This window comes from Pseudacidovorax sp. NFM-22, assembly GCF_021401245.1.
GTDB lineage: Bacteria > Pseudomonadota > Gammaproteobacteria > Burkholderiales > Burkholderiaceae_C > Xenophilus.
The window spans coordinates 132896-151372 of sequence record NZ_JACBFY010000006.1; the positions used below are offsets into that span (position 1 = coordinate 132896).

General features: G+C 69.1%; 16 protein-coding genes. 12 read left to right on the plus strand and 4 right to left on the minus strand.

Going from position 1 to position 18477, the window contains the following annotated elements:
- Positions 1-65: 65 nt before the first annotated feature.
- From L0984_RS20910 to L0984_RS20960, 11 genes are all read left to right on the plus strand, one after another.
- Positions 66-1535 (plus strand): DegQ family serine endoprotease, encoded by a 1470-nt coding sequence (locus L0984_RS20910; protein WP_370646120.1) that lies wholly within the window; start codon positions 66-68, stop codon positions 1533-1535.
- Positions 1536-2093: 558 nt separating this feature from the next.
- Positions 2094-3905, plus strand: a complete 1812-nt coding sequence (gene lepA, locus L0984_RS20915; RefSeq protein ID WP_234196072.1) for a translation elongation factor 4 — start codon at positions 2094-2096, stop codon at positions 3903-3905.
- A 52-nt stretch (positions 3906-3957) separates the two neighbouring features.
- Complete coding sequence (gene lepB, locus L0984_RS20920; RefSeq protein WP_234196074.1) at positions 3958-4932, plus strand: signal peptidase I; 975 nt, start codon at positions 3958-3960, stop codon at positions 4930-4932.
- 63 nt (positions 4933-4995) lie between these two features.
- Complete coding sequence (locus tag L0984_RS20925) at positions 4996-5352, plus strand: DUF4845 domain-containing protein (protein WP_017758935.1); 357 nt, start codon at positions 4996-4998, stop codon at positions 5350-5352.
- A 55-nt stretch (positions 5353-5407) separates the two neighbouring features.
- Entirely contained in the window at positions 5408-6094 is a 687-nt protein-coding gene (gene rnc / locus L0984_RS20930) for a ribonuclease III (protein WP_234196076.1), read from the plus strand.
- Positions 6095-6177: 83 nt separating this feature from the next.
- A complete protein-coding gene (gene era, locus L0984_RS20935) occupies positions 6178-7164 on the plus strand; it encodes a GTPase Era (RefSeq protein WP_234196645.1) in 987 nt (328 codons plus the stop codon).
- A 1-nt stretch (position 7165) separates the two neighbouring features.
- Positions 7166-7945: a DNA repair protein RecO gene (recO, locus tag L0984_RS20940; protein WP_234196078.1), complete on the plus strand. Its 780-nt coding sequence runs from the start codon at positions 7166-7168 to the stop codon at positions 7943-7945.
- Between the two features lie 58 nt (positions 7946-8003).
- Positions 8004-8768, plus strand: coding sequence for a pyridoxine 5'-phosphate synthase (locus L0984_RS20945; RefSeq protein ID WP_234196080.1), 765 nt, complete (start codon positions 8004-8006; stop codon positions 8766-8768).
- On the plus strand, positions 8765-9163 hold the full coding sequence (acpS, locus tag L0984_RS20950; RefSeq protein WP_234196082.1) for a holo-ACP synthase: 399 nt from the start codon (positions 8765-8767) through the stop codon (positions 9161-9163). Before L0984_RS20945 ends, acpS begins: the two co-directional genes overlap by 4 nt.
- Positions 9160-10263, plus strand: coding sequence for a beta-N-acetylhexosaminidase (gene nagZ, locus L0984_RS20955; RefSeq protein WP_234196084.1), 1104 nt, complete (start codon positions 9160-9162; stop codon positions 10261-10263). The genes acpS and nagZ overlap by 4 nt, the downstream gene beginning before the upstream one ends.
- Positions 10264-10432: 169 nt before the next feature.
- On the plus strand, positions 10433-10666 hold the full coding sequence (locus L0984_RS20960) for a DUF167 domain-containing protein (RefSeq protein WP_234196085.1): 234 nt from the start codon (positions 10433-10435) through the stop codon (positions 10664-10666).
- 42 nt (positions 10667-10708) lie between these two features.
- On the opposite strand, the gene lysS is transcribed toward L0984_RS20960, so the two are convergent.
- Together lysS and L0984_RS20970 are read right to left on the minus strand one after the other, a co-directional pair.
- Complete coding sequence (gene lysS / locus L0984_RS20965) at positions 10709-12247, minus strand: lysine--tRNA ligase (RefSeq protein ID WP_234196087.1); 1539 nt, start codon at positions 12245-12247, stop codon at positions 10709-10711.
- Between the two features lie 232 nt (positions 12248-12479).
- Positions 12480-13106: an LON peptidase substrate-binding domain-containing protein gene (locus L0984_RS20970; RefSeq protein ID WP_234196089.1), complete on the minus strand. Its 627-nt coding sequence runs from the start codon at positions 13104-13106 to the stop codon at positions 12480-12482.
- 72 nt (positions 13107-13178) lie between these two features.
- On the opposite strand from L0984_RS20970, the gene L0984_RS20975 reads away from it, so the two are divergent.
- Complete coding sequence (locus L0984_RS20975; RefSeq protein ID WP_234196091.1) at positions 13179-13736, plus strand: YggT family protein; 558 nt, start codon at positions 13179-13181, stop codon at positions 13734-13736.
- Between the two features lie 63 nt (positions 13737-13799).
- On the opposite strand, the gene L0984_RS20980 is transcribed toward L0984_RS20975, so the two are convergent.
- Entirely contained in the window at positions 13800-16265 is a 2466-nt protein-coding gene (locus L0984_RS20980; protein ID WP_234196093.1) for a PepSY domain-containing protein, read from the minus strand.
- 18 nt (positions 16266-16283) lie between these two features.
- The gene (locus L0984_RS20985; protein ID WP_234196095.1) at positions 16284-18377 is read right to left on the minus strand and encodes a TonB-dependent siderophore receptor; all 2094 of its coding nucleotides are present in this window, start codon (positions 18375-18377) and stop codon (positions 16284-16286) included.
- Between the last annotated feature and the right edge of the window lie 100 nt (positions 18378-18477).

Here is an 18477-nt window from a genome sequence, read left to right on the forward strand (position 1 = left end):
GTGCCCGCTCCCTTGCTCTCCCTGTTGTTGAAAGAAGTCCGAGGATGACGAACAGAGACCGTTTCATGTCTTCTTCCGCCCTGGCTCGCCGCGTTCCGGCGCTGGCCTTCGCCGCCCTGTCCGGATTGACGCTGCTGGTGCCGATGCAGCCGGCCGTGGCCCAGGCGGCACAGGCCACCCGCACACTGCCCGACTTCACCGACCTGGTCGATCAGGTCGGTCCGTCGGTGGTCAACATCCGCACCGTGGAGCGGGTCACGCGCCGCGGTTCGGGGGAGATGGACGAGGAGATGCAGGAGTTCTTCCGCCGTTTCTTCGGCCAGCCGCTGCCCAATGCGCCACGGCAGAACCGGCCCCAGCAGCAGCCCCAGGAGGAAGAGCGACCCCGCGGCGTCGGCTCGGGCTTCATCCTCACCTCGGATGGCTATGTGATGACCAATGCGCACGTGGTCGAGGACGCCTCCGAAGTGATCGTCACGCTCACCGACAAGCGCGAGTTCAAGGCGCGCATCGTCGGCGCGGACAAGCGCACCGATGTGGCCGTGGTCAAGATCGATGCCACGGGCCTGCCCGCGGTGAAGGTGGGCGACATCTCCCGCCTGCGCGTGGGCGAATGGGTGATGGCCATCGGCTCGCCCTTCGGTCTGGAGAACACCGTGACGGCGGGCATCGTCAGCGCCAAGCAGCGCGACACCGGCGAATACCTGCCCTTCATCCAGACCGACGTGGCCATCAACCCGGGCAACTCGGGCGGACCGCTGATCAACATGCGCGGCGAGGTCGTGGGCATCAACAGCCAGATCTATTCGCGCTCCGGCGGCTTCATGGGCATTTCCTTCTCGATCCCGATCGACGAGGCGATCCGCGTCAGCGACCAGCTGCGTGCGACGGGCCGCGTCTCCCGCGGGCGCATCGGCGTGCAGATCGACCAGGTGAGCAAGGATGTGGCGGAATCCATCGGCCTGCCCAAAGCGCAGGGCGCGCTGGTGCGCGGCGTGGAAAGCGGCTCGCCGGGCGACAAGGCCGGCATCGAGCCCGGCGACGTCATCCTGAAGTACGACGGCCGGGACATCGAGCGACCGAGCGACCTGCCGCGCATGGTCGGCAATACCAAGCCGGGCACCAAGACGACGGTGACCGTGTTCCGCCGGGGTGGGACGCGCGACCTGTCGATCACGGTCGCTGAACTGGAAGCCGACCAACCCACCCGAAAGCCCGCCGCTGGCAAGGAGGAGCCGAAGCCATCCGTTTCGGCGGCTGCGAAGTCGCTCGGGTTGGCGGTGGCCGAACTCACCGAGGCCCAGCGGCGCGATCTCAAGCTGCGCGGCGGCGTCCGGGTCGAATCCGCCACCGACGCGGCGGCCCGCGCAGGCCTGCGCGAGGGCGACATCATCCTGTCGGTGGGCAATGTGGAAGTGGCCAGCCTCAAGGAATTCGACGCCGCACTGGCCAAGATGGACCGGAACAAGGCCGTCAGCGTGCTTTTCCGGCGTGGGGATTGGGCCCAGTACGCGTTGATCCGCCCCACCCGCTGAGCGCCGAGGACGGTGTCGGGGTCCCTCATGAGTGCCGTGGGCGGATTCCGAGTGGCCCCATCCATGACTTGGTTTTTGAGGCCATTCGGGCTTCGTGGGGCGGCCTTGACCGAGCCTCTCGGATAAAAATTTGCGAACACCCGGTGGAGGCTGATAGGGCGCATCGCGTTGTCGGGATCCCAGGCGCTAACAACCATTTCGGTAGAATGCGGCCGCCTCAGTGCGGTTTTGCTTCATAAGCGCCCATCGCTTGTTCACGATGCGGGATTCAAGGTCGCGATGCACCGTCGGTCCACAGATCGCCCACAAGTTGTCCAGAAAACAGCCCACAACGGCTGTGAATAAGGTGTTGATAAATTCCTGTTGCTGACCTGCAACGAGGCTTCCCCGGCGTCCGCCGGCCTGTACGCGCCCCCCGTTTTGCCTACAATGAAGTTCCAACTACTGCAGTTGCCATTGCTTGTTGGTTCAGGGCGCGTCTGCCGAGGACGCGCCCTTTTTTCTTGTGCGCGTCGCCCTGCTGCACCAGCAAATTCAAAGACTTAAGTCTTCTCGTTGATGAACCACATCAGAAACTTCTCGATCATTGCGCACATCGACCACGGCAAGTCCACGCTGGCGGACCGCCTGATCCAGCGTTGCGGCGGCCTGGCCGAGCGCGAGATGGAAGCGCAGGTGCTCGACTCCATGGACATCGAGAAGGAGCGTGGGATAACCATCAAGGCGCAGACCGCGGCGCTGCACTACAAGGCCAAGGACGGGCAGGTCTACAACCTCAACCTCATCGATACGCCGGGCCACGTCGACTTCTCGTACGAGGTCTCGCGTTCGCTGTCCGCCTGCGAAGGCGCGCTGCTCGTGGTCGATGCCTCGCAGGGTGTGGAAGCGCAGACGGTGGCCAACTGCTACACGGCGCTGGACCTTGGCGTCGAGGTGCTGCCCGTGCTCAACAAGATGGATCTGCCGCAGGCCGATCCTGACCGCGCGAAGGAAGAGATCGAGGACGTGATCGGCATCGATGCCGGCGATGCGATTCCATGCTCGGCCAAGACCGGCATGGGCGTGGACGAGATCCTGGAGGCGGTCGTTGCCCGCATTCCTGCGCCGCGCGGCAACCCGGATGGCGCGTTGCGCGCCATGATCATCGACAGCTGGTTCGACGCCTACGTGGGCGTGGTGATGCTGGTGCGCGTGGTCGATGGCCGCCTGGCCAAGGGCGAGCGCATCAAGCTGATGGCCACCGGTGCTACCTACAACGCCGACAACCTGGGTGTGTTCACGCCGGCCAACGAGCCGCGCAACAGCCTGGAGGCGGGCGAGGTGGGCTACATCATCGCCGGCATCAAGGAGCTGCAGGCCGCCAAGGTGGGCGACACGGTCACGCTGATCAAGCAGGGCTCGGGTGGCGCGGCGTTCACGGCCACCGAGCCGCTGCCGGGCTTCAAGGAGATCCAGCCGCAGGTGTTCGCGGGCCTGTACCCGACCGAGGCGAGCGAATACGACCAGCTGCGCGACGCGCTCGAAAAGCTCAAGCTGAACGACGCCTCGCTGCACTTCGAGCCCGAGGTGTCGCAGGCGCTGGGCTTCGGCTTCCGCTGCGGCTTCCTGGGCCTGCTGCACATGGAGATCGTGCAGGAGCGTCTGGAACGCGAGTTCGACCAGGACTTGATCACCACCGCGCCGAGCGTGGTGTACGAGGTGCTCAAGAGCGACGGCGAGGTCATCATGGTGGAGAACCCCTCCAAGATGCCCGACATCGGCCGCATGGCCGAGATCCGCGAGCCCATCGTGACGGTCCACCTGTACATGCCGCAGGAGTACGTGGGCCCGGTGATGACGCTGGCCAACCAGAAGCGCGGCGTGCAGATCAACATGGCCTACCACGGCCGCCAGGTGATGCTCACCTACGAGATGCCGCTGGGCGAGATCGTGCTGGACTTCTTCGACAAGCTGAAGTCGGTGAGCCGGGGCTATGCCTCCATGGACTACGAGTTCAAGGAGTACCGTGCCTCGGACGTGGTCAAGGTCGACATCCTGCTCAACGGCGACAAGGTGGACGCGCTGTCCATCATCGTGCACCGCAGCCAGTCGCAGTACCGCGGTCGCGCGGTGGTGGCCAAGATGCGCGAGATCATCAGCCGCCAGATGTTCGACGTGGCCATCCAGGCGGCCATCGGCGCCAACATCATCGCCCGCGAGACGGTCAAGGCGATGCGCAAGAACGTGCTGGCAAAATGTTACGGCGGCGACATCACGCGCAAGCGCAAGCTGCTCGAGAAGCAGAAGGCCGGCAAGAAGCGCATGAAGCAGATCGGCTCGGTCGAGGTGCCGCAGGAAGCCTTCCTCGCCATCCTGCAGGTCGAGGACTGAGCGGACCCGCCGGTCCGCCGCCACTCAGCTTCTCCCAGAACAATTCCAAGCGATGCCCATCCTCACCTCCCTGATCCTCGCCGCGTTCGCCGGCTACATCGGCGCCTGGTACGTCGGCGCGGTGGAGGGCAACTTCGCCCTGCTGCTGTTCCTGGCCACCGTCGTCACCGGCCTGTACTGGCTGGCCGAGCGGCTGGTCTTCCTGCCGCGCCGCCGCCAGGCGGCGCAGGCCTTCGAGGCCACGCAGGCCCAGCGCCGCGAGGAACTCGCACGCCAGGGCATCGACCGGCTCGATACCGACGACGGCGGCAAGACCCGCGAACGGCTGCTGGCCCAGCCCTGGTGGCTGGACTGGACGGCCGGGCTGTTCCCGGTGATCCTGGTCGTGTTCCTGCTGCGTTCCTTCGTGGCGGAGCCCTTCAAGATCCCGTCCGGCTCGATGATGCCGACGCTGCTGACCGGTGACCTCATCCTCGTCAACAAGTTCACCTACGGTCTGCGCCTGCCGGTGCTGGGCACCAAGCTCACCGAGGGCACGCCGCTGGCCCGGGGCGACGTGGTCGTGTTCCGCTATCCGCCGCAGCCATCGATGGACTACATCAAGCGCGTCGTCGGCGTGCCGGGCGACGAGGTGTCCTACCAGAACAAGCGGCTGACCATCAACGGCCAGCCCGTGAGCAAGGACCCGCTGCCCGACTACTTCGACGAAGACACGATGCGCTACTCGAAGCAGTACTCCGAGAAGCTGGGCGCCGTCGAGCACCGGATCCTCAACGACGACAGCCGCCGTGCGGGCCTGTCGGACGCCGAGATCATGGCCTTCCCCAACCGTGAAAATTGTCGTTACAGTGTTGAAGGGTTTGTTTGCAAAGTGCCCGCCGGTCATTACTTCATGATGGGCGACAACCGCGACAACTCCCTCGATTCGCGCTATTGGGGTTTCGTGCCGGACCAGAACGTCGTGGGCCGTGCCTTCTTCGTCTGGATGAACTTCGGCAACCTCAAGCGGATCGGGCCATTCCACTGATCAGGCGCCGCAGCGTGGCGGCGGGCAACGAGGGCGGGTCATCCCGGCGAAGGAGTGAAGTTCATGAGGGCAGGCGAAGGCAGAACCCGTCAGCGGGGCATTTCGTTCATCGGGCTGTTGTTCGTCGTGGTCGTGCTGGGCTGTGTTGGCGTGGTCGCCGCCCAGCTGGTGCCCACGCTGATCGAGTACCAGGCCATCATGAAGGCGGCGGAGCGGGCCAAGGCCGGCACCACCGTGCCCGAGGTCCGCTCGCTGTTCGACCGGGGCCAGGCCATCGACGACTTCACCGCCATCTCGGGCAAGGACCTGGAGGTGCAGAAGGTGGGCGACAAGGTGGTGGTCTCCTTTGCCTACGAGAAGCAGATCCATCTGGTCGGACCGGCCTGGCTGCTGATGAAATACTCCGGCCGCACCGACTGAGAGCCCCTCCGGGTTCCAGCAGGCTGCGGCACCACAACGACAGGGAAGTCTTCACGTGAATCCGAGCAGCCTGGCGGCGCTCCAGGCGCGCCTGGGGCATGCCTTCTCCGACGAGCGCCTGCTGCAGCGGGCGCTCACGCACCGCAGCTATTCGGCCGAGCACAACGAGCGCCTGGAATTCCTGGGCGATTCGGTGCTGGGCCTGGCCATCTCGCATCTGCTCTACACCCGACTGGCCCGCCAGGCCGAGGGTGACCTGTCGCGCGTGCGCGCGAACCTCGTGAAGCAGGACACCCTGCACGGCATCGCGCAACGCCTGCAACTGCCCGGCCTGCTGCGGCTGGGCGAGGGCGAGGCCCGCTCGGGCGGTGCGGCCCGGCCGTCGATCCTGGCCGATGCGGTCGAGGCGCTGATCGGCGCCGTCTACCTGGACGCCGGCTTCGGCCCGGCACAGGCGCTGGTCCAGCGGCTCTATGCGGGCGTCGACATCGACCCGCAGATGAGCGCCGCCTCCAAGGACCCCAAGACCGAACTGCAGGAATGGCTGCAGGGCCACAAAATGAAACTGCCGGCCTACCGCGTCGTCGGTACCCTGGGCGCCGCGCACAAGCAGACCTTCGAGGTCGAGTGCGAGGTGCCGGAACTGGGCCTGGTCGAGCGCGGCAGCGGCGGCTCCCGACGGGCCGGCGAGCAGGCGGCGGCCGCCACCATGCTGCAGCGCCTGAAGACCCGCGGCCGCTGAACCTCCCCCTTGCTGTCATGAACGACCACAACGACCTTCCCGACCTTCCTTCCGAACCCGACCACGATCCCGTGCCCGACCACATGCCGCCCATGCCGGCGATGCCCGCCGGCGTGCAGGCCGAGCCCATCCCGGGCCAGCGTTGCGGGTTGGTGGCCATCGTCGGCAAGCCCAACGTCGGCAAGTCCACGCTGATGAATGCGCTGGTGGGCCAGAAGATCAGCATCACCTCGCGCAAGGCCCAGACCACGCGCCACCGCATCACCGGCATTCGTACGGTGGCCGATGCCGAGGGCCCGGGCGGCACGCAGTTCGTGTTCGTCGACACGCCCGGCTTCCAGACGCGCCATGCCAATGCGCTCAACCGCTCGCTCAACAAGACGGTGCTCGGCGCGGTGGCCGATGTGGACCTGATCCTGTTCGTGGTCGAGGCCGGCCGTTTCACGTCGGCGGACGCCAAGGTGCTGGGCCTGCTCGACCGCAACATCCCCGTGCTGCTGATCGCCAACAAGCTCGACACCGTGCTGCGCCGCGCCGACCTGGCCCCGTGGCTGCAGCAGATGCAGCGCGAGCACGGCGGCGAGGCGCAGGACCGCTTCGCCGAGTTCGTGCCCATGTCGGCCAAGAATGCCAAGGACATCGAGCGCCTGTTCGCCATCTGCGCCAAGTACCTGCCCGAGCAGAACTGGTGGTACGACGCCGAGGAGCTGACCGACCGCAGCGAGAAATTCCTGGCCGGCGAGACGGTGCGCGAAAAGCTCTTCCGCCTGACCGGCGACGAGCTGCCCTACACCTCCACCGTGGTCGTCGACAAGTTCGAGGAAGAGCCGCCGCAGAAGAAGGGCCACAAGCGCCTCGTCAAGATCGCCGCCACCATCGTGGTGGAGCGCGACGGCCACAAGGCCATGGTGATCGGCGACAAGGGCGAGCGCATCAAGCGCATCGGCATGGAGACGCGCCAGGAGCTGGAGAAGCTGATGGACGCCAAGGTGTTCATCGAGCTGTGGGTGAAGGTGCGCTCCGGCTGGGCCGACGACGAGGCCCGCGTGAAAAGCTTCGGCTACGAGTGACGTGGCGACCAGCCGCCGGGTCGCACATGAACCCGCCTTCGTGCTGCACCGCTACGACTGGAGCGAGTCCAGCCTGATCCTGGAGGTGTTCACCCGCCACCACGGGCGCATCGCGCTGGTGGCCAAGGGGGCGAAGCGGCCGAGCTCCAACTTCCGGCCGGTGCTGCTGCCGCTGCAGCCGCTGCAGCTGGCCTTCGGCGGCGATGCCGAGGTGCGCACGCTCAAGTCCGCCGAATGGATGGGCGGCCATGTCATGCCCACCGGCGACGCGCTGATGTCGGGCTACTACCTCAACGAGTTGCTGCTGCGCCTGCTGGCGCGCGAGGATGCGCACGCGGCCCTGTTCGACGCCTATGCGGCCGTGGTGCAGGTGCTGGGCACGCCGCAGGACCCGGCCTCGCAGCAGGCGGTGCAGGCCTCGGCCCTGCGGGCCTTCGAGCTGCTGCTGCTGCGCGAGATCGGCTTCCTGCCCGACCTGGACGCGCAGACCTCTACGCTGGCGCCGCTCGCCCCGGGCGGCCGCTACCTGCTGCTGCCTGAAACCGGCCTGCGCGAGGCCGGCGAGGACGAGCCCGCGTCCATCGGCGCCGAAGGCTGGCAGTCGCTGCAGCGTGCACTCGCCGACCATGCCCCCTTCACCCGCACGCTGCGCACCGTGGCCGAACTGTCGCCCGGCGCCAGCGGCGCGTTGCGCAGCCAGCTGCGCCAACTGCTCCACTACCATTGCGGCGTCGCCCAGCTGCGCACCCGGCAGATGATGCGCGACCTGCAGGATCTGTGAGGCGCGTCCGGCCACCGGCCGCAGCGCGTGCCTCACAGTCCAAGCCGAAGGTCCATCCGTGAACACCGCCACTTCCTCCCGCACGGCACTGTCCGTCAACGTCAACAAGGTCGCGCTGCTGCGCAACACCCGCCACCTGGGCATTCCCAGCGTCACCCGCGCGGCCACGCTGTGCCTGCAGGCTGGGGCGCACGGCATCACCGTGCATCCGCGGCCGGACGCCCGCCACATCCGCGCCGACGACGTGCACGAACTGCACGCGCTGCTGAAGCAGGACTGGCCGGGCGTGGAGTTCAACATCGAAGGCAATCCCTTCCACAACCTGATGGACTTCGTGCGTGAGCTGCGCCCGCACCAGGCCACCTTCGTGCCCGACAGCGAGGACCAGTTCACCAGCGACCATGGCTGGACCTTCCCGCAGGACGCCGAGCGCCTGCGCCCGCTGATCGCCGAGGCGAAGGCCCTGGGTGTGCGCGTGAGCCTGTTCATGGACCCGGCGCCCGAGATGATGGCCGCCGCCCGTGCCGTCGGTGCCGACCGGGTCGAGCTCTACACCGAAGGCTATGCCGCCTCCCGCGGCCGGCCCGATGCCGACGCCGTGCTGGCCCGTTACGCCGCCGCTGCCCAGGCCGCGCAGGCGGTCGGCCTCGACGTGAACGCCGGCCACGACCTGAGCCAGGACAACCTCGCCGACTTCCTGCGCGCCGTGCCGCAGGTCAAGGAGGTCTCCATCGGTCATGCCTTCGTCGCCGATGCGCTCGAAGCCGGCTACGCCGCCACCACGCGCGCCTACCTGGCCTGCATCGAGGCCGCGGCATCGTGATCCACGGCATCGGCACCGACCTCTGCGACATCCGCCGCATCGAGGCCACGGTCGGCCGCCAGGGCGACCGTTTCGCCGAGCGTGTGCTCGGCGATGCCGAACTCGCCATCTGGCGCCAGCGCAGCAGCCGCTGGCCCGCGCGCGGCATGCGCTACCTCGCCACCCGTTTCTCGGCCAAGGAGGCCTTCAGCAAGGCCATCGGGCTGGGCATGCGCATGCCCATGAGCTGGAAGCTGTGCGAGGTCCTCAACGACCGCAGCGGCAAGCCCTACATCGCGCTGCACGACCCGCTCAAAAGCTGGTTCGAGGCCCAGGGCCTGAGCGCGCATGTGACCGTCACCGATGAGGCCGACTACGCGGCCAGCTTCGTGGTGGTCGAGAAGCAGACCCCATGACCGATTCCCCGCTCATCATCGACGTCGCCGGCACCACCCTCACGGCCGACGACCGGCGCCGTCTGCAGCACCCGCTCGTGGGCGGCTGCATCTACTTCAGCCGCAATTTCGAGAGCCGGGCGCAGATCACGGCGCTCTCGGCCGAGATCCGGGCGCTGCGGCCCGACCTGCTGATCGCCGTGGACCATGAAGGCGGCCGCGTGCAGCGCTTCCGCACGGACGGCTTCACGGTGCTGCCGTCCATGCGTGCGCTGGGCGCGCTGTGGCAGTCGGGCGGCGACGGCCCGCAGCGCGCGTTGAACGCCGCTGCCGCACTCGGCCAGGTGCTTGCGGCGGAGCTGCGCGCCTGCGGCATCGGCTTTTCCTTCGCGCCAGTGCTGGACCTGGACCACGCCGATGCGGCGGCGGGCGAGGCGCCGGCCTCGCGCAGCGCCGTCATCGGCAACCGCAGCTTCCACCGCGACCCGGCCGTCGTCGCAGCGCTCGCCCGGGCGGTGATGCACGGCCTGCGCGATGCTGGCATGGCCCACTGCGGCAAGCATTTCCCTGGGCACGGCTTCGCAGCGGCCGACTCGCATGTGGCCGTGCCGGTCGACCCCCGCGGGCTGGAAGACCTCCTGGCCGACGATGTCGCGCCCTATGACTGGCTCAGCGCCAGCCTGGCGGCGGTGATGCCGGCCCACGTCGTCTATCCGGCGGTCGACGCGCGGCCGGCGGGCTTCTCGCGGCGATGGCTGCAGGAGGTGCTGCGCGGGCGGCTGGGCTTCACCGGAGCGGTCATCAGCGACGACCTGAGCATGGAAGGCGCGCGCCACCTCGAAGGCCGGCTGTTGACGCCGGCCCAGGCGGCGCTACAGGCCCTGCAGGCTGGCTGCGACCTGGCCCTGCTGTGCAACCAGAGCCTGGAGGGCGGCGCAGTGCTGGACGAATTCCTGGACGCGATGGCGCAGGCGCGTGCGCGCGGCGAACTCGCGCCATCGCCCGAACGCGAAGCCCGCCGCCGTGCCCTGCTGCCGCGCGGCGAGGCCCTGGGCTGGGATGCGCTGATGGCCGATGCAGGCTATCGCCACGCCCGCGCGCTGCTGCCCGCCACGGTCTAAAGAAGGTGTGAACGAACCCGCCATGCCCGCTCGTTCTGCCAAAACACGCCCACTCCGCGTTGCAAATGCTCGCCATAGCCCAAGCTATGGCTGCGCTTTGCGCCTTGATTGGCCGCGTTTTGGCAGCCCGCTCGGTCACGCCGGATTCATTCACACCTTCTGAGCTGCCATGGCAACCACCATGCTGCAGGTGAAGGTCAAGCCCAATGCCCGGGCCAGCACGCTGGTGCAACAGGAGGACGGCACCTGGCTGGCCCAGCTCAAGTCGCCCCCGGTGGACGGCAAGGCCAATGCCGAGCTGATCGGCCTGGTGGCGAAGCAACTGGGCGTGCCCAAGGCGGCCGTCGACATCCACGCCGGTGCGGGCGGGCGGATGAAGCTGGTGAAGGTGCAGCAGCGCTAGCGCGGCCAGGCCGCCGCGCCGGCCTTCGGAAGGAGAAGGCGTTCAGCCCTCGCGCCGCAGCGCAGGGAACAGGATCACGTCGCGGATGCTGGGCGAATCCGTCAACAGCATCATGAAGCGGTCGATGCCGATGCCGCAGCCGCCGGTGGGGGGCATGCCGTATTCCAGCGCGCGCACGAAGTCGTGGTCGAAGTACATCGCCTCGTCGTCGCCGCTGTCCTTGGCGGCCACCTGGGCGTTGAAGCGGGCGGCCTGGTCTTCGGCGTCGTTCAGCTCCGAGAAGCCGTTGCCGAATTCGCGGCCGGTGATGTAGAGCTCGAAGCGCTCGGTCACCTCCGGCCGCTCGTCGTTGGCTCGGGCCAGCGGCGAGATCTCGGTCGGGTGCTCCATGATGAAGGTGGGGTTCCAGAGCTTCTCTTCGACCACTTCCTCGAAGTACAGCACCTGCAGGCTGGCCAGGGTGCGGCCGGCCAGGCGGTCCTTCTCCTCGCTCATGCCCAGTTGGTGCAGCGCGGCGATCAGCCAGTCGCGGCTGTCCACGTTGTCGCCGGCCTCGGTGTGCTTGACGATGGCCTCGCGGATGGTCAGGCGCTCGAAGGGCGCGGCCAGGTCCACCGGCTTGCCCTGATAAGTGAGCTGCAGCGTGCCGACGGCCTTGGTGGCGGCGTCGCGGATCAGCGCTTCGGTGAAGTCCATCAGGTCGCGGTAGTTCCAGTAGGCCGCGTAGAACTCCATCATCGTGAACTCGGGGTTGTGCCGGACCGAGATGCCTTCGTTGCGGAAGTTGCGGTTGATCTCGAACACGCGCTCGAAGCCGCCCACGATCAGGCGCTTGAGGTAGAGCTCCGGCGCGATGCGCAGGTACATCTCCTGGTCGAGCGCGTTGTGGTGCGTGACGAAGGGCTTGGCATTGGCGCCGCCGGGAATGGGGTGGAGCATCGGCGTCTCCACTTCCAGAAAGCCATGGCTCACCATGAACTCGCGGATGCCGCTCACGGCCTTGCTGCGGGCGGCGAAGCGGGTGCGGGCGGCCTCGTCGGTGATCAGGTCGACGTAGCGCTGGCGGTACTTCTGCTCCTGGTCGCTCATGCCGTGGAACTTGTCGGGCAGCGGACGCAGGCTCTTGGTGAGCAGGCGCAGGCGGCTGACCTTGATCGACAGCTCGCCGGTCTTGGTCTTCATCAGCGTGCCTTCGGCGCCGACGATGTCGCCCAGGTCCCACTTCTTGAAATCGGCGTAAGCCTCTTCGCCCAGAGCGTCGCGGGTGACGTAGAGCTGGATGCGGCCGGTGGCGTCCTGCAGCGTGGCGAAGCTGGCCTTGCCCATCACGCGCTTGAGCATCATGCGACCGCCCACGCTGGCGGCCACGGGCGTGGCCTCGAGCGTCTCGGCGGCCGTCTCGCCGTGGGCGGCGAGCAGGGCGTCGGCGCGGTCGGCGGGCTTGAAGTCGTTGGGGAAGGCGACGCCGCGGCCCTCGGCCTGGCCGGCCCGCAGCGCCTTCAGTTTCTCGCGTCGTTCGGCGATCAGCTGGTTGTCGTCAACGGAAGGGGCGGCAGCGGCCGGCGTGGTGTGGTCGGACATGGAGGGCGTCGTGCAGTTGGAGGCCGCCGCCGGGCGCGGGGGCGACCGGGGGGAGGGCGGCTGTCAGGGGAAGGGCGCCAGGGTCGCCGGGCGGTGGGCCCGGTGCAGCGCGGCCGGCGATTTTAGCGGGGCCGCGCTGCGCAACGCGGTGCGCGCGCCGCAGTAACGTTGCCTGGGCGCAGCCTGGGTGCTCGCCGCGTGATGACGGGGGGATGCGGTCCGCGCCGTTCGCTCAGCGCTGGCCCGAGATGCGCGTCTGCGCCAGCAGGTCGCTCACCAGCTCCAGGCGAACCAGCGGACTGTCCAGGGCCAGCAGGCGCTGCCGCATCTCGGAGGGCAAGGGCAGCAGCTCGCACCAGCGGTTGGCCACCCAGGCGCAGTCGTCGTAGTCCGGCGGCTCGGCCAGGGGCAGCGGCCCGCCGCGCTGGCGCAGGGTCTCGGCGAACTGGCGCAGCGCATCGGCCACACCGAGCAGGTCGTCCGGCACGGGCACGCGGGCTTCGGGCGGCAACTTCTCGATGCGCGCCGTCCACAAGCCATTGGGTTGCTGCCGGCGCTCCAGGATGCGGAAGCGCTCGGTGCCCACGCATTCGATGACCAGCAGGCCGGACTGGGGCGACTCCAGGTGACGAATGGTGGCCAGCGTGCCCATGTCCGCGAAGACTTCGGGCGCAGCGCCGGCGGCGCGCACCTCCGCGCCCCGCATCAGCCCGACCACGCCGAAGGGCGTGCCGGCCTTGTGGCACTCGCCGATCATCTGCAGGTAGCGCAGCTCGAAGATCCGCAGCGGCAGCAGCCCGCCCGGAAAGAGCACGGTTCCGAGGGGAAAAAGCGGCAGGAAGACGTTGGCTTCGGACATGATGGGCGCAGAAGTGCGTGGCTATCATCGCACTCCCTCCATGCCCCCTGCGGCGTCTTTCTCTTCCTGACGATGCTCTACCAGATCCCTTCGTTCCTGCTGGACGTCATCGCCGGCCTGCTGGGCGGCGCCTGCCTGCTGCGCCTGTACATGCAGCTGCACCGCGTGCCCTTCGGCAATCCGCTGGGGCGTTTCGTCTTTGCATTGACCGACTGGATCGTGCTGCCCCTGCGCCGCATCCTGCCCGCGGCGGGCCGCTGGGACCTCGCCAGCCTGGTGGCGGCCTGGTTGATCGTCATGCTCAAGTACCTGCTGCTGATGCTGCTGGCCGGCGGGCTGCGGCCGGTGGCGCTGCCGCTGCTGTCGCTGTTCGGGTTGCTGCAGCTGGCGGTGTCGGGGCTGACGGCGATGCTGATCGTCTATGCGGTGCTGTCGTGGATCCCCGGCGCATCCCCCGTGCTGCATGACCTGGTGCAGCGCCTGGCCGAGCCGCTGGTGCGGCCCATCCGCCGGGTGGTGCCGCTGATCGGCGGCGTGGACCTGTCGCCGCTCGTGGCCATCGTGCTGCTGCAGATCGTGGCGATGGTGCTGGGCAATCTGCTGGTGGGCATCTACGGCATCGGGCGCTGAGGCACGGAGCCGGCGCCGAAGCCCATAGGACGCGAGGCGCCGGGCAACTGCGCCTGAAGCCGCTCAGTAGACGTCGCGGCGCAGCCGGCCTTCCATGAGCAGGGCCTCCACTGCCGCGGCGCCAAGCAGCTCGCGCAACGCGGCATCCACGCCCTGCGCCATGCCCGCCAGGCTGCCGCAGACATAGAGCACGGCACCGTCATCCACCCAGCGGCGCAACGCGTCGCCTGCATCCTTCAGGGCGTCCTGCACATGGCGGCCGGTGGGCGCCACGCGCGACCAGGCCAAGTCCACCCGCGGGAGCAGGCCGCGGGCCTGCCAGGCCTGCACGTCGTCGGCGAAGAAGGCATCGTGGTCCGGATGCCGCTCGCCGAAGATCAGCCAGTTGCGCCCGTGGCCGCGCCGCGCCCGCTCGCGCAGATGTCCGTGCAGGCCCGCAAAGCCCGAGCCGTTGCCGATGAAGATGCAGGGGCGGTCGTCGTCGATCAGCCGGAAGCCCGGGTTGTCGAGCAGTCGCAGGCGCAGCGGTGCGCCGGGCAGGGTCTGCACCGTGAGCCAGCTGGACATGAGGCCGAGGCGCCCGTCGTCCAGCACGCGCTGGCGCACCAGCAGGCTGAGGGCGCCGTCGTCCGGGATCGAGGCGACGGAATAGCGCCGGGGCGGCTCGCCGGCCGTGGGCGCTTCGATCTCCGCCAGCGCGCCTGGCTGCCAGTGGGCACCGGGGGGCAGGGCGATCTGTAGCTCGAACAGCGGCGAGCCGGCGCTCCCAGGATTCAGGTGCGTGCGCCGGCCCAACTCGGCCTCCAGCCAGCGGGGTGCGGCCAGGGCCGGGCCCAGCGTTGCGTCCTCGTCCAGCACGACGCCGAAGGCCGCGCCCACCTCGGCACGCCAGCGCACGAGGGCGGAGGCGTCCGCCTCGTCCATTTCCACCAAGGGGAACAGCGGCCGTGCGCCCAGGCGGCGCAGATGGCCATCCAGCGCATGGCCGAAGCCGCAGAAGGTGCCGTACTGGCGGTTGCCCAGGGCCAGCAGGCCGAAGGCGGGCGCCGGCGTCAGCGGCCCGCTCATCGTGCTCAACCGCCGGGCGAAGGCGCGGGCCGCGTCGGGCGGCTCGCCGTCGCCATAGCTGCTGGCCACGACCAGCAGGCGCGGGTGGTGGGACAGATCAACCGGGGCCAGCGCCTGCAGCGGCCGGACGGTGGCGGGCACGCCAGCCGCGCCCAGGGCGGCCGCGGTCTGCCAGGCGAGCCGTTCGGCATGGCCCGTCTGGGTGGCGAAGGCGATCAGCAGGCCGCCGGCCTCGGGCGTGGCGCTGCCACCCGCCGCCGCCAGCGAAGCCCGCCGCGCCCGCCGTGCCGCCGCCGCCTCGCGTCGGCGGCGCAGGTACAGCAGCCAGCCGGTGATGGCGAAGAGCAGGAGCCCGGCGCTGGCCAGCACCATCACCACCCGGCCGAGCGGGCCCCAGAAGCTGCCCATGTGCAGCGGATAGATGCTGTTGACCAGCCGCGCCGGCGCGCTCAGTTCGGCATAGCGGCGATGCTCGATGGGCTCGCCGGTGGCGGCGTCCAGGTAGAGCCGGTTGCGGGCGCGCTCGTGCTCGGCGTCGCGGCGCAGGTAGGTGACTTCGACGCGCGGATTGGCCCGTGCCGGCAGCCGCAGCGTCACCAGCTGCCAATTGCCGTCCGATGCGCGCAGGAAGCCCTGCCAGAGCCGGTCCAGATCGGGCGCGATGCGGGGAGGCGCGGGCGTGGGGATCGTCGTGGTCGCCGCGCCACCAGCGGCACCCATGGCCCGGCCGGCCGGGTTGCCGCCGCTGCGCTGCATGCGCGCCGCCTGTCCTTCGCCCACGGCGCCGTCCACCGCCGCACGCACCGCGTCGAAGCCCCAGTAGACGCCGGTCAGCCCCGACACCAGGTAGCACAGCAGGGCCAGCGTGCCTGCCACCGCATGCAGGTTCCACAGCAGCGCGCGGCCGCGCAGGCGCAGGTCCACGCGCAGCCAGGCGCGCCAGTCCAGCGCCCGTTGCGGCCAGCGCAGCACCAGGCCGGAGAGGGCCAGCAGCAACAGCGAGGCCGCCAGCACACCCGTCACCGGCTTGCCGATGTCGCGTGGCAGCAGCAGCCAGCGGTGCAGCGATTCGACGGTCTCGAAGAATTCGTCGCCCCGCGGCTCGGGCAGCGGCTCGGCGGTCCACGGGTCCAGCCAGTGCTGGGCGCCACGGCGCTGGCCGGGCGCCGGCGCGAAGCCGATGCGCACGGGCCAGCCGGCCTGCTCGCGCAGGGTGAGCGTCTGCACCTGCACTTTCGGGTCACGCGCCTGCACGGCGGCGACCAGCGCGGCGGGGGTGAGCGGGGCCGCGCCGGGCGTGGGCGGCTGGCGCTGGAACAGCGCCGGATTCACCGCCTCGACGATCTCCGCCCGGTAGGCCAGCAGCGCGCCGCTGCTGCCGATGACCGCCAGCACCGTGCCGGCCGTGATACCGGCCAGCCAGTGCAGCCGGAACAGGACTTGGCGCCAGGTCCAGCGCATGTCAGCCTCTCACCGCGCTCACAGGTCGACCTTCATCAAGGCCTTCACGGTGCGCGGCGTGCCGACGGCCAGACGCGTACCGGCGGCCGACCAGTAGCGCTTGTCGCCGGTGTTCTCCACATTCAGCTGGAACTGGGTGCGCCTGCCGAACAGCTGCGTCACGTAGCGCGCCCCCACATCGAACAGCGTGTAGCCGCCGATGAAGCCCTGGTTCAGGTCGTCGATGGGACGGCGACCGGTGTAGTAGGCGCCGCCGTTGATCGAAAGCCCGGGCACGCCGGCGATGTCGTACGACAGGAACAGGCTGGCCGTCCTGCGGGCCGTGTTCTCGGGCATCTTGCCGTTGTACTGGGCGTTGATGTCGCGGAAGGCGGCGTTCAGCAGTTGGCCCGAGGCCTGCCACGCCAGCTGCTTCGTGATCTGGCCCTGGGCCGACAGCTCCAGCCCGCGGTAGACCTGCCGGCCGTCGCCCACGAAGGTGTTGGCGCTGTTGGTGTAGGTGCCCGGGCGGTCGATGTCGAACAGGGCGGCCGAGAACATCGTGCCCATCGGCGCCTGCCAGCGCAGGCCGAGCTCCTTCTGCTTGCTCACGCCCGGGGCCAGCCGCTGGTTCTGGTTGGTGGTGCCGGCGGGCGCCGCCTCGCCTTCCTCCACGCCCTGCGCATAGGAGCCGTAGACGGCCAGCTCCGGCGTGAACTTGTAGGTCAGCGCGAGCAGCGGCGAGGTCTTGTCGACGTCGTAGGCGATCACCGGCAGCGTGGTGCTGGCGCCCTGCACGCTCTGGTAGCGCGTGTGGCGCACGCCGGCCACCAGTTGCCACTCGGGCGAGATCACGATGCGGTCCAGCGCGTAGAGGCCCAGGTCGCTGCTGTCCTGGAAGCCGTTGGTGGGCACCAGCGTGCGGTTGCTGAGCGCCAGCGGCGCGATGGGGATCGGGTCGTACAGGTACTGCACCGTGCTGGCGCTGCCGTAGCTGCGGTTGTAGAGCGGTGCCTGGCTCTTGTCGGCCCGTGCCACGCCCAGGGTCAGCTCGTGCTGGAGACTGCCCGTCTGGAAGGTGCCGAACAGCTCGGTGCGCAGCAGCTGCGACGTCTGCTCCAGGTGCTGCACGGTGCCGGTGATGCGGCCCCGGCCCGTCGTCACGTTGTAGTTGCTGAAGGTCGCCAGCCCGCGGTCGCGCTCGGCGTCGGATCGACCGGCCTCGACCATCAGCGCCCAGTCGCTGTTGATCGAATAGTCGGCGCGCAGTTGCTGGTTGGTGACCTCGGCGGCGAAGGGCGTCCAGGTGGGGCCGAGCAGGCGGGTGGGGTCGGGCAGCGCGGGCAGCGTGATCACCCCGTTGACCGCCGCCGGCCGGCCGATGCCGGCCTGCTCCACGATGCGCTTCTGGTAATGCTCGATGTCGGCCTTGAGGGTCAACTGCGAGTTCACGCGCCAGTCGAAGGCCAGCGACTGCATCTGGCGGTTGCCGTCCACGCCGCCGATGGCCGAGCCCAGGCTGCCGCCCGCGGCATTGATGCGCACGCCGAACTGATCGTCCGCGCCGAAGCGCCGGCCGATGTCCACCAGGCCCTGCGCGCCGCCGTGGTCGTCCACCTTCAGGCCCACGCTGGTCACCGGCGTGGCGCCGGCCCGTTTGGTCACGAAGTTGACGATGCCGGCCGGCGAGGTGAAGCCGTAGTAGAGCGCCGAGGCGCCCTTGAGCACCTCCACCCGCTCCTTGTTCTCCATCGGGATCTCGGAGATGTTGGGGATGGCCAGCGAGCCGTTGAGCCGGTAGTTGGTACGGTTCTCGACGCCGATGCCGCGGATCACCAGCTGGTCGAAGGTGTCGCCGCCGTTCTGCTGGCGCGTGACGCCGGCGGTGTTGCGCAGCACGTCGTAGACGCTGTCGGCCGCCTGCAGTGCGATGACGGCGCTGGTGACGGCATTCACGGTGGCCGGCACGTCCATCAGCTGTCCGCCGCGGAAGGTGCCCGCCTCCACCGTGTTGGCGACGAAGCCGTTGCTGCGGTCGGCGCGCACGTCCACGGTGTCCAGGGTGGTCTGGGCCAGGACGGCGCAGGGCAGCGGCAGCGCCAGGGCGGCGGCGACAGGGAGCAGTCTTCTCATGAGCAGGCGGGGCCGGCGAGCGGCCACAAAAAAGCGCGCCGATGCGCGCTGTTGGCGAACTGGTGAAAACCCTATTCTGCCTTGCTAATGAGAACTTTTC

What these genes read in the sequence shown, in the direction of transcription:
- L0984_RS20980 (WP_234196093.1), bottom strand. Translation starts at nt 16,265, where the DNA reads ATGCGCTGGACCTGGCGCCAAGTCCTGTTCCGGCTGCACTGGCTGGCC.
- lepA (WP_234196072.1), top strand. Translation starts at nt 2,094, where the DNA reads ATGAACCACATCAGAAACTTCTCGATCATTGCGCACATCGACCACGGC.
- lepB (WP_234196074.1), top strand. Translation starts at nt 3,958, where the DNA reads ATGCCCATCCTCACCTCCCTGATCCTCGCCGCGTTCGCCGGCTACATC.
- L0984_RS20970 (WP_234196089.1), bottom strand. Translation starts at nt 13,106, where the DNA reads ATGTCCGAAGCCAACGTCTTCCTGCCGCTTTTTCCCCTCGGAACCGTG.
- L0984_RS20910 (WP_370646120.1), top strand. Translation starts at nt 66, where the DNA reads ATGTCTTCTTCCGCCCTGGCTCGCCGCGTTCCGGCGCTGGCCTTCGCC.
- lysS (WP_234196087.1), bottom strand. Translation starts at nt 12,247, where the DNA reads ATGTCCGACCACACCACGCCGGCCGCTGCCGCCCCTTCCGTTGACGAC.
- L0984_RS20960 (WP_234196085.1), top strand. Translation starts at nt 10,433, where the DNA reads ATGGCAACCACCATGCTGCAGGTGAAGGTCAAGCCCAATGCCCGGGCC.
- L0984_RS20975 (WP_234196091.1), top strand. Translation starts at nt 13,179, where the DNA reads ATGCTCTACCAGATCCCTTCGTTCCTGCTGGACGTCATCGCCGGCCTG.
- L0984_RS20985 (WP_234196095.1), bottom strand. Translation starts at nt 18,377, where the DNA reads ATGAGAAGACTGCTCCCTGTCGCCGCCGCCCTGGCGCTGCCGCTGCCC.
- nagZ (WP_234196084.1), top strand. Translation starts at nt 9,160, where the DNA reads ATGACCGATTCCCCGCTCATCATCGACGTCGCCGGCACCACCCTCACG.
- L0984_RS20925 (WP_017758935.1), top strand. Translation starts at nt 4,996, where the DNA reads ATGAGGGCAGGCGAAGGCAGAACCCGTCAGCGGGGCATTTCGTTCATC.
- era (WP_234196645.1), top strand. Translation starts at nt 6,178, where the DNA reads ATGCCGCCCATGCCGGCGATGCCCGCCGGCGTGCAGGCCGAGCCCATC.